Genomic DNA, 12021 nt, shown 5'->3' with positions numbered 1-12021 from the left:
CAATCATCCTTTTTAACCTGATTAAACCTTGGCTCAAGGTATTTCCTATTCCTCAACTTTCTACAGGATTTTCTTACTTGATTAGCATCATGAATACCTTGCACAATCATCTATTTTTATCTCTTTGGTCAGAGTTTTTCTCTTTTTCCTCTGCCTAGAGTGACAAAAGAAAGTTACGCAGTTGAAGAGTTTTGACGTTAACTGAACCGTATTGGCTCTTGGAGGATGTTTGAAAAGCCCTCCTGTCAGTATCAAAAGTTTTAGATCGCCTTCTAAATCCATCGATAAAAAGGGAGAACTAGAATTAAAGTCCCCCTTTTGAAGCTACGGTGTATTACGTTTGAGCTTTATTAATTTTTTGATTGTTATCTAATTTTGTTATTCCTCCAAAAACAATTAACCAAACTACTACTACAACCCAGTGGATTAAAACTATCACCCAGAAAGATCCTGTTAAGGTATATGCAACAGTACATATAATTCCTAACCATAAAGTTAAAGTAAGAAAAACCCGATTCAAGAATGTGGGATTTCCAGCTTTAAAAAATGTTTTAGCATTCAATGGATGATACAAAACAAATAATACTAAACTAACTATTGCCCATAAGCTCCATCGTAACCAATTGGTGATTTCGCTAGGATGAGGAAGCAAGATAACGCGAAAAATGAGTTCTTCGATAATCGCAGGTGCAAATAAACAACGTAATGTTAATAGGCATTGATCGATCCAACTTACAGACCAAAATTGGAGCCGTAAAAATCCTAATTTCCAGCCATAAGGTAGAGCGATAATACTATAGATTATCAGCAGTAAAACCAGAATTAACCAATCTTGTTGTGTAGGAATTACTAACGACGCTAGAAAACGATTTAAAATAATTGGAAGCGGTGCAATATTAGTAAAAGGAATCTTCATTTGCCCTAAAAAGACTGTTGGTGCAAGGGGTGTAATATTGGATTGCCAACCACCTACTTGATTGGTTCGCAATACTTGCAAAGTTGCACCATGTTTGAGAAATATCGCGGCGAGATCATCATGTACTTGTCTTGGCATGATTGTTCGCCACGTTGTCAAACCAGCCCAAATACTACCATCTTGAAATGGTTTCGTCGTTTTTCCTATTCCCGTGCCTGCGAGTACGCCTGCTTGACTCTGCCAATCAGCACGAACTATCCCCAAGGGTGCTAATTGTTGTTCTAAAGATTTACCTAATTCAACTAGCTGCTGAAAGCGTAATGTTTGCGGATGATTCGGATTTTTGCGTACCCAAGTTTGAATTTGAGGAGTTTTCGCAACTTGGTTTTTAATTGCCATTATCGCAGCATAAAGTGCTTGGCTTGAGTCTTGGACGCATGATGTACCAGGAGATACCATTGCGCCACCAGTACCATCGCCAACGCGATAACGTGCCATTGTTACCTGTAATTGTTGCTGGAATTCGTCTAAAGGCGAAAGTTTAATGCCATCAAAATTATAATCTTGGGTTACAGGGTCGAATTTAATCAGAATATCTGATACTGGACGTGTTGCTAGCCAGCCACGTTGTAAATTACCCATATAATCAGCCCATGTATGCGTTCCGGCAATAATTCCATCAGGGTTATGGGCATAAATTTGATGGTATTTAGTCTCAAAGCGTAATTCGTTAGTAAACTCGTCGCGGACAACTTCTGCGATTCCAAAAGCAAAATGTCCAGTGATAGTATTAGGTACTCCGATTGGTTCAGCTTTACGTCCGCCAATTCCACCGAATAAGTGTAGTACAATCGCTTTATCGCCTTGTTGCCATTTTGATATAGATGTTTCTACAGGTTTTAACAAGGCAGTATTGAATTTACCTTTATCCTTCTCGCTATTTCGCCAATTTACCTCTTTGATATAATTGAGCCCTAATTCCTCACCAGTAATAATTTGACGGGGTTGAATTTGAAACAATGAACGAGGTGCAAGGGCACTTACTGTAAATACGGCATTTGCATCTTTAGCACCATAAATATACCAACCATCCTCACCCGCAGGTGATTTTTCGATTTCCTGCGAACTTGAAGGCGCAAAGTCTCGCGTATCTATCACTTGTTGAGGAATACGAATAGTTTCTTGAACCCCATCAAATTTATTTGAATTAGGGTTATAGTGCTGGACAGAAAAATAATTTCTATTTTGTTTATCTTTTGTAGATAAAAAATTAGATTCAATCGGTTTAATTATTTTTACCAATCCATAAAATCTACCAGTTGCTAAAACAGGTTCGCGTTCAATTTGCAAAATAGGTTTTTCTTCATCTGCATTGATGATTGTATTTGAATCTAAAGCAACAATTGCATCATCTTGAGGATTTGCACCAGCCAAAGAACGTAAAATACCTACTTGACGAACTCCATTGAGTCGAAAAGGATGAATATTCCCTTGTTTCTGACTTTTAATGACTTCTGAGGTTAAATTTATATCTCGCGTTACAGCTTTAACTTTAGCAAGCAAATCTTCATTATTTTTCCACTCCAGACGCACAATTTTTCCTAGCAAATTTTGTGCTGTGGGTGGTGCATATTGCACTTCCATCCATACCCAATCTAAACCATCTTGTAATTGCTGTTTCGTTGGTAAGATTAACTTTCCTACCCAGTTGCCAATGGGTTTATAAAGTTTTGCAGATGGGATTTGTACAACTGGATAAAAACTAGATTGATTAAAATCTTGTCGAGTATGTATCGCGTAATTGCTTTCTTGTTGTACTAGCTGGGGTTCTCTTGCAAAAAGTTCCTGCTCTGAAATTACTACTATAAATACTAGAAGTAAAATTATCGGAAAAACTAGCCTTATTTTTCGATTCAATCCACGCCAAATCATATATTATCAGCAACTAATATTATGCCCACTTGATTATTTATTAAACCCTAATAACCCACCCCGCCAAAGCTACACTTTGCCTTCTCTACCCAAAAATCAGGAGAGCAGATTAAGTGGAACAACTGGGATCTGAGGTACAATTACGGTGACAATTATAACTAATTTAGGACTTACGCAAAACTATACGCGGTAAGGGCAATTCATGAATTGCCCCTACCGGGAAATTAGGGTTTGGGCTATTCTTTTGCGTAAGTACTGTAATTATGCGGACATAATAGCTCAATTTGATGTCATGGTATTACTACAACCGCAAAGCGTAATGGTAAAACTCTTCATTCTTAATGTAATCTCGCACTTCATAGAGTTTTTGCGCGGTTATGTTAGAAATTTGAGTAGATAGAATTACACGAATTGCTCCACTTTCTTTTGCATATTCTTCCGCAGCACTCATCAATAATTTTGCAATTCCCCTGCGGCAATGCGACTCTTCTACATACAAATCGTTCAATATCCATACTCGTTTCATCGACACTGAAGAAAAGCTGGGATAAAGCTGAGTAAATCCAACTAATTGCCCATTGTCACTAGCTGCAAATACTACTGAATCATTATTGTTGAAACGTTCCTTGAGAAAGTCTTTGGCAGCTTCAATATTTGATGTCTGATTATAAAAAATACGATATCTATCAAATAATACTGAAACACTTTCAAGATGATTAATATTAGCTAAGAAAACTTTCATTAAGTATCCTCATCAATTCAACAAGAATAGCAAGCTTTCGTAATTGAACTTTCTTTTTATTTTTGAGACTGTTGTACAACTCAACCTAGTGTTTTAAAGAGAATCAATGCATAATTGCAAGTAGTTAGTGGGCAATCTAGCCCTTGCAAATTCACTCCTAAAATCTCTGGTTTCCTCTCTGCGCTCTCTGTGGCTCTGCGGTTTAAAAGTGATTTATTGAACCACAGAGGCGCAGAGAACACAGAGATAAGAGGAATTATTGTCCGAAAATGTTTACCCACCTTGAAAAGGCTAGTGGGCATTGCCCACCTTACTTAGACAATTATTTAGTTCACTAAGACTTTGGTTTATAAGTCGAAGCAACGTGCAATTCTTTCAACTGTTTAGCATCGACACTCGAAGGTGCATCTGTTAACAAACAACGCGCTTGTTGTGTCTTCGGAAAAGCAATAACATCTCGAATGGATTCTTCCCCAGCTAGCAACATTACCAAACGATCTAAACCGTAGGCGATGCCACCATGCGGCGGTGTACCATATTCAAATGCTTCTAAGAGAAAGCCAAATTTACTTTGTGCTTCTTCAGGAGATAAACCAATAGCTTCAAACACCTGCTGTTGAATTTCTCGCTGATAAATCCGCAGACTTCCGCCGCCAACTTCTACGCCGTTGAGTACCAAGTCGTAAGCTTGGGCGCGTGCGGTTTTTAAGTCGCTCAAATCATCAGGATGTGGTGCTGTAAACGGGTGGTGTAGTGCTTCTAAACGCTTTTCGTCAGCATTCCACTCGAACATCGGGAAATCTGTAATCCATAGCAAGTTGATTTTTTCTGGATCGATTAAGTTAAATTCTTTAGCGATCGCTTGCCGTAATCTATCTAAAGTTTTATTAACTGTAGCAGCATCACCAGCCCCAAACAAGAGCAAATGTCCAGCTTTAGCACCTGTACGGCGTAAAATTTCTTGTTTTTGTTCTTCGCTTAAGTTGTCTTTAATCGCGCCAATGGTGTCAATTTCGCCATCATCCCTGACACGGATATAAGCTAAACCTTTAGCACCGGCTTCGCTGGCTTCTTTAAATAAGTCGCCGCCTGGTTTAATGCGGACATTAGAAATTACATCGTTACCGTTAGGAATGGGGAGGATTTTGACGATACCGCCATTAGTAACAGTGTCCCGAAAGACTTTGAAACCAGAGTCTTTCACAATATCTGAGACATCAACTAATTCCAAACCATAGCGGGTATCTGGTTTATCACTACCGTAGCGTTCCATTCCCTCAGCGTAAGTCAGACGAGGGAAAGGGCGCTGTAACTCAATACCTTTAACTGTTTTGAAGATATGACAAACTAAGTTCTCGTTTAGTTCGATAATTTCTTCTTGGGACATGAAGCTCATTTCCATGTCCAACTGGGTGAATTCTGGTTGTCTATCGGCGCGTAAGTCTTCGTCACGAAAGCAACGGGCAATCTGATAATATCTGTCTAAGCCGGATACCATTAGCAATTGTTTAAATAGCTGGGGTGATTGCGGCAAAGCATACCACTCACCAGGATTGACGCGACTGGGTAGAACATAATCCCGCGCCCCTTCTGGGGTAGAACGGGTAAGTATTGGGGTTTCGACTTCGATAAAACCTTCCAAATCTTCGAGATAACGACGCATGGCTTTGACAATTTGATGACGCAGTTGCAAATTTTGCGCCATGCGTTCGCGTCGCAAATCCAAATAGCGATATTTCAGCCGCAAATCTTCCCGCACTGTCTCGGTGTCAGCTACAGAAACTTGGAAAGGTAACTGTTTGCGGACAGCATTGAGGAGTTCAATTTTATCAGCGTAGATTTCTACCTCGCCTGTAGGGATGCGGGTATTCAGCGATTCTTCGGGACGTTGTGTTACCCTACCAGTGATTTCGACAACATATTCATTTCGCAGGGCGTTCGCATGTTCGTAGGAATCTGGGGTGCGTTGCGGATCGCTGACGATTTGGACAATTCCAGTGCGATCGCGTAAATCTAAAAATATCACACCACCGTGATCGCGGCGACGGTCTACCCATCCGTAAAAGGTAACAGTTTCTCCAATATGTTCTTTTCGGAGTTCGCCGCAATAATGAGTTCGCATAAGTGTTAATTATTGTTTCCTGGGCTAGATTGGGAAGAAAATGTCAAAGCCTTCCCATTATCTAGCATCAATAGTAATTGTAGTAGTTCTGGTGCAATAAAAAATGTAATAATCTCACACTATATATATAAGAGAAGTCATAATACCGGAAGGCTGGGTTTTCCATACACAGCAAGGTAAAAAAACTATGACACAGACAGCAGCAATTACCAGCTTAATGGATGCCTAGACCGGATTTGGTTTAGTCCAAATTAAGGACGAGCAGTTTATCTCACAACAATCTGGGGGATTAGCTGAAATTACTGAAGCTGAAAAAACTCTTTGGATGTACCGCGACGCAGATATCTATATCATCAGGCTGAAGCTGATTTGTTGGCAGGGACAGTGATGTTGTTGGTTGTGTCTCTCTTGCTAGTGATCGTAAAACCTTGCGATCCTCCTTTTAAAATTGCCGCAGAGTCATCAGTAGAGTTGGTGCTGGATAATGCAGAATAATTACTACGTGGGCGGATTGACATTTTGGCGCTGCAAAATCAGTTGTGGGTCATAGTGTTAGAGTCTAAAAAAACCGTGCTTTCAGTTTGGTCAGCTTTGCCGAGGGATCGTGACTAACGGGGACGATATTTTATTTATTAAATTAACGCAAACACTTATTGCTCTTGAAGACTGGAACGCAATCCAAGAAACGTTGCACATACTACAAGTTCCTGGAATGCGAGAAGAAAAGCGAGTTGTGAAAGTTTTAAGTATGTGGACTCATTATGAATAATATTGATGAAAATTTCACAAAATCGGTAATCTTGCACAGTAAAGTTGTATAAAATCTCAGTAACATCAGTTCTCTAAAATCAGTCACCAGATTCAAACCCCCAAACCCAGATTTCATCTAACTTTTTCAATTACGAATTACGAATTAGTGATTATGCAGCTAGACTACTCCGGTCAAAATCTCCGAGGTCGCTCTTTTAAAAGTCAAAATCTGACGGGGTCAAACTTTAGCAAGGCGGATATTCGAGGGGCAAATTTTACTAATGCTATTCTCAAAGATGCTGACTTCAGAGGTACTAAGGCTGGACTACAAAAATATTGGGTAATTAGTTGGATAGTAGGTTTATTTATTGTTGCATTTCTATCATTATTTGCCTGTGCTACAACCAATGGGTCGACTTGGTGGAGTTTGGGCAATAAAGCATTTGAACAAAATGCTTTCGTTTTCGGTATAGTTATGATTATAATGCTATCAGTCTTTACTTTTATCACTATTTGGAAAGGTCTGACATTATCTTTAGTAACTATCATATTGACGTTAATAGTTTTGATATTTCCAGCTGCAATTAGCTCTATACTGAATTTAAATGAATATCAAGTGCTTCGTCGCTGGATACAAGCTTTGATTTTGGCTGTACTTGTTGCAATCGTTATATCTGGAATAGTCGCCCTAACCTTAGTATTATCTAAAATTTTTGCCAATAAATTAACTGGAATTGTTGTATTAGGCTTCTTATCTGGTGGAATAACTGGGTCTATAACCCGAGTTTTTATTCGAAACGGATGGAAGTATTTATCTTCTGAACCAATATGGTCTTGGAATTGGGCTTGGGTAGATTTAGTTTGGAGTTGCTATTGGACTTGGATTTTAATACTTTTAGGTAGCTACATAGGATACCGTGCTTTAGCTGAAAATAGAAAACCTAATTTGATTTTTTCAATTGCGATCGCCTTGGCTGCAAAAGGTGGTACAAGTTTTCGTAATACTGATTTGACTAATACTGATTTTACTGGTGCAATTCTAATAAATACAGATTTTAGAAAGGCTAACCTAACACGTACTCGTTTTTATGAAGCTAAAAAATTGGACTTTGCTAGAGTAGACCACCCGATATTAGCTAACCAAGGTGTTCTCAATTTGTTAGTAACCGGCAATGGTAGAGGAAAATTCTATGCTGGTGCGAACTTAAAAGGCGCAAACCTCATCGGCGCAGATTTAAAAGAAGCAAATCTAAAAAATGCTGATATTACAGAAGCTACCTTCCAAAGCGCTTGTTTAGATTGGGCAAATCTAACTCTAGCTCAAGCTGTAGGTACTAACTTCACAAGCGCTCAAATGACTGGTGCTTGTGTAGAAGCTTGGAATATTGAAAGTACAACTAAATTAGATAATGTAGATTGTCGCTTTATCTATCTTTTAGAAAATCCTAAGTCTAACACAGATGATCGCGAACGCCGTCCCAGTAGTGGCGACTTTCAACCAGGAGAATTTACTAAGCTGTTTGAAGAAGTTTTAAATACTGTTGATTTAATTTTTCGCAATGGCATCGATTGGAAGGCTTTTGTTAACGCCTTCCAAAAAGTGCAAGACCAAAATGAAGACACAGAATTAGCTCTACAGAGTATTGAAAATAAAGGTGATGGCGTTGTTGTCGTTAAGGTCGGTGTAACTGATGGTGCTGATAAAGAGAAGATTCATAGCGATTTTACGCAAAATTATCAACTGGCACTGCAAGCTGTAGAAGAAAAATATAAAGCACAATTACAGGCTAAAGATAATGAAATAGTTATCTATCGCCAACAAAGTGCAGAAATGAAAGAGATTGTAACTTTGTTGGCAAATAAGCCGATTAATGTTCAAGTTGACAATAAAGTTGAGAATAAAAATATGACTAACAGTAATGATGCCAGCCGCAAAATTGAAATTGGCAGTGTTGGCAGAGATTTTAATGCTAGTGGACAAGCTTTAAATTTAGGTGATATTAGCGGTACAGTAACAAATACTATCAACCAGTTACCAGAATCATCCGAACCTGATAAACCCGGAATTAAGGAATTGTTGACGCAATTGCAAGCAGCAATTGAAGCTGATACAAACTTACCGCCAGAAGATAAAGCTGAGGCATTAGAACAGGTGAAAGCCTTAGCAGAAGCCGGGAAAAATCCTCAAGAGGGAGCGATGCAAAAGGCGGCGAAAACAGCTATCAAGATTTTGAAAGGGACAATTTCTAGTTTACCCAGTGCCACAAAGTTGGTTGAACAGTGCAGCAATCTGTTACCGTTGATTTCGAATTTTCTGGGTTTAGGATAGTCAAATTAAGACCCGGTGAATGGAATGATACTGTTGGCGAATTAATAGGGGGTCTAACCCCTTATCCCCAATCCATGTTAATTCAGTGCGTTGAAACGCACTTCAGCTATTAGCCTGCAATTTATTGCGGGGTCGGAAAGCAACTCAAAAGCAAGGTTTTAGGGGTGAGGGGTCTAACCCTTCACGAATTCGCCAACAGTATCATGGAATTCGCGGCTACACAAACAAAGCCCACCTTCGTGGGCTAATAAGAGAAAATTAAGGTTTTTTATTTAACCCGCGTAGGCGGGTTTTGTCTGTGTAGATGCGGTTTCTAACCGCCCTTTTATCTACGATGCCTGCGGCGGGCTACGCCTACGCTTAGAGATTAAGGTAAAATTATAAGTAAAAATGTTAAGAATTTTAAAGAAACTAATCAATGTCCAGCATTACTCTTGACAAAAGTAACTCTCATGTCGTCGTTATCGGTGCCGGAATAGGTGGACTGACTGCTGGAGCATTATTAGCTCATAGAGGTTACAGCGTCTTAGTTTTGGATCAGGCCCTCGTACCAGGAGGCTGTGCTTCGACGTTTAAACGGCAGGGATTTACCTTTGATGTGGGCGCAACTCAGGTGGCGGGGTTGGAACCAGGAGGAATTCACCACCGCATTTTCTCAGAATTAGAAATAGATTTGCCGCCAGCAACGCCTTGTGACCCTGCTTGTGCCGTGTATTTACCTGGGGAAAGCACACCGATTAATGTCTGGCGCGACCAAGAGAAATGGCAAGAGGAACGACAAAGACAGTTTCCCGGTAGCGAACCGTTTTGGCAATTGATGGCAACTTTGTTCGATGCCAGTTGGGAATTTCAAGGACGCGACCCGGTACTACCCCCACGTAATTTATGGGATTTGTGGCAACTAGCGCAAGCAGTACGTCCCAGTACATTAATTACTGTACCCTTTACTTTGCTTACGGTAGGAGATGCTTTACGGTTATGTGGATTGGGAAATGACCAGCGATTGAGAACTTTTTTAGATTTACAACTGAAGCTATACTCCCAGGTGGATGCAGACGAGACAGCATTACTTTATGCAGCCACAGCGTTGAGTGTATCGCAACTGCCCCAAGGATTGTTTCACCTCCAGGGCAGTATGCAAGTATTGAGCGATCGCTTGGTACAATCTTTAGAAAGAGATGGCGGCAAATTGTTGATGCGCCACACTGTAGAAGAAATCAAAGTAGAAAACGGCAAAGCTACTGCTGTAGTCATTAGAAATCAGAAAACTGGCGAAGTCTGGACAGAAGCCGCCGACCACATAGTTAGCAACGTCACCGTGCAAAACTTGGTGCAGTTATTGGGAGAACAAGCGCCATCTGGATATAAAAACCGGGTGGAAAAACTGCCCCAAGCATCGGGTGCGTTTGTGGTTTATTTGGGTGTAGATGCTAGCGCGATTCCGCCTGGGTGTCCTCCCCACCTACAATTTTTGTACGATGTCAATGGTCCCATTGGCGAGAATAATTCCCTGTTTGTTTCTGTCAGTCATCCTGGAGACGGTCGCGCACCAGAAGGGAAAGCGACAATTATTGCTTCTTCATTTGTCGATCCTGCACAGTGGTGGGAGACTGAAGATTATGAAGGACTAAAAGAAAAGTTTACCCAAGAAGCGATCGCTCGTCTTGCTCAATACTTCTATCTCAAACCAGAAACGATTATTTATCAAGAAGCGGCAACACCGCGCACCTTTGCTCATTTTACAGCCCGCGATCGCGGTATAGTTGGCGGCATAGGTCAAAGGATTCCCACCTTTGGCCCCTTTGGGTTCGCCAATCGGACACCCATCCAGCATTTGTGGTTAGTTGGTGATTCCACCCATCCCGGCGAAGGTACTGCTGGGGTGAGTTATTCGGCGCTGACGGTAGTTAGGCAAATTGAGGCGCAAATGTAAAGGCGCATATCTGTGCTACTTTACATAACTCTTTAAATGCTATAAATCATACTTATAACCGATGGCAAACAGGACGCAAAACTGATGAAATAAGGTTAGTGTTGCGAATCTGGAGTAATGACAGACAGAGTTTTAATTCTTGGTGGACGAGGGCGGATTGGTAGCAGTGTTGCTCAGGATCTCGCTAACCATACGCAGGCTCAAATTACAATTACCGGACGTTCTGCGGAGTTTGGGAAGGCTGTCAGCTTGTCTTCAGGAGGACAAGTGGAGTTTTTGGTATTGGACTTGGCAGAAGTTGACAAGTTGCGAGATGCGATCGCAAACTCTAACTTAGTCATCCATTGTGCTGGTCCATTTCACTATCGAGATACTAATGTTCTCGAAACCTGTATTGCTCAAGGCGTTAATTATGTAGATGTCAGCGACCATCGTTCTTATACCAGCAAAGCTCTCAATTTTAGTAAAAAAGCTGCTGCTGCTGGTGTGACGGCAATTATTAATACTGGCATTTTTCCTGGTATTTCTAACAGCATGGTACGTCAAGGCGTTGAACAATTTGATAAACCAGAAAAGATCCATTTAAGTTATTTAGTTTCCGGTTCTGGTGGTGCTGGCATTACAGTGATGCGGACAACTTTTCTGGGGTTGCAGTATCCTTTTGAGACTTGGATAGATGGAAAATGGGAGATAATTAAGCCTTATAGTGAAAGAGAATTAGTTGATTTTCCACCGCCTTATGGACGCACCGGAGTTTACTGGTTTGATATGCCAGAAACCTTTACATTGCCCAAAGCTTTCCCATCAGTAAAAACTGTAATTACTAAGTTTGGCTCTGTTCCCGATTTTTACAATCACCTAACTTGGATTGCGGCACATATTTTCCCCAAGTGGTTAATGCAGCGCCGTTACATGATTGAATTTCTGTCTCATGTCAGCCATTCAATGACAGATGTCACTAATAATTTTACTGGGATTGGTGTAGCAGTTCGTTCAGAAGTTACAGGGAAAAAAGATGGTGAAACTGCTGTTTATTGTTCAACTGTAGTGCATGAAAATACAGCCGTGGCTTCTGGTTGTGGTACAGGTAGTATTGCCGAGTTCTTGCTAGAAGGTAAACTGAAGAAGCCAGGTGTTTTTGCTGTGGAAGAAGCACTCCCAACAGATTTATTTGAAGAAGCAATGCAAAGCAGAGGAATTAAAATTAATCACAGTTGGTTATAACTTAATACGCTTGCTTGGGTTAAGCACACTGTGAGGATGTCATCCGATTTTACGAAATATTCAGATACAGAGG

The 12021-nt window shown here is 40.5% G+C and carries 8 protein-coding genes; 5 read left to right on the top strand and 3 right to left on the bottom strand.

Going from position 1 to position 12021, the window contains the following annotated elements; all coding sequences use genetic code 11:
• Positions 1–334: 334 nt before the first annotated feature.
• The 3 genes from IQ274_RS32965 to aspS form a co-directional block, all read right to left on the bottom strand.
• Complete coding sequence (locus IQ274_RS32965) at positions 335–2848, bottom strand: type II CAAX prenyl endopeptidase Rce1 family protein (RefSeq protein ID WP_194144815.1); 2514 nt, start codon at positions 2846–2848, stop codon at positions 335–337.
• Between the two features lie 301 nt (positions 2849–3149).
• On the bottom strand, positions 3150–3590 hold the full coding sequence (locus tag IQ274_RS32960) for a GNAT family N-acetyltransferase (protein ID WP_194144814.1): 441 nt from the start codon (positions 3588–3590) through the stop codon (positions 3150–3152).
• A gap of 334 nt (positions 3591–3924) precedes the next feature.
• A complete protein-coding gene (aspS, locus tag IQ274_RS32955) occupies positions 3925–5712 on the bottom strand; it encodes an aspartate--tRNA ligase (RefSeq protein WP_194144813.1) in 1788 nt (595 codons plus the stop codon).
• A 321-nt stretch (positions 5713–6033) separates the two neighbouring features.
• On the opposite strand from aspS, the gene IQ274_RS37900 reads away from it, so the two are divergent.
• The 5 genes from IQ274_RS37900 (at position 6034) to IQ274_RS32930 (ending at position 11948) form a co-directional block, all read left to right on the top strand.
• A complete protein-coding gene (locus IQ274_RS37900; RefSeq protein WP_322745412.1) occupies positions 6034–6207 on the top strand; it encodes a hypothetical protein in 174 nt (57 codons plus the stop codon).
• A 109-nt stretch (positions 6208–6316) separates the two neighbouring features.
• A complete protein-coding gene (locus IQ274_RS37895; protein ID WP_194144812.1) occupies positions 6317–6481 on the top strand; it encodes a hypothetical protein in 165 nt (54 codons plus the stop codon).
• 153 nt (positions 6482–6634) lie between these two features.
• Entirely contained in the window at positions 6635–8791 is a 2157-nt protein-coding gene (locus tag IQ274_RS32940) for a pentapeptide repeat-containing protein (RefSeq protein ID WP_194144811.1), read from the top strand.
• A gap of 418 nt (positions 8792–9209) precedes the next feature.
• Complete coding sequence (crtD, locus tag IQ274_RS32935; protein ID WP_194144810.1) at positions 9210–10724, top strand: C-3',4' desaturase CrtD; 1515 nt, start codon at positions 9210–9212, stop codon at positions 10722–10724.
• Between the two features lie 117 nt (positions 10725–10841).
• Complete coding sequence (locus IQ274_RS32930; RefSeq protein WP_194144809.1) at positions 10842–11948, top strand: saccharopine dehydrogenase family protein; 1107 nt, start codon at positions 10842–10844, stop codon at positions 11946–11948.
• Positions 11949–12021 lie beyond the last annotated feature (73 nt).

The sequence above is a fragment of the Nostoc sp. LEGE 12447 genome (assembly GCF_015206985.1).
Classification (GTDB): domain Bacteria; phylum Cyanobacteriota; class Cyanobacteriia; order Cyanobacteriales; family Nostocaceae; genus Nostoc.
Note: the sequence above shows the minus strand (reverse complement) of the source record. Positions and strands in the feature narration are given on the sequence as shown.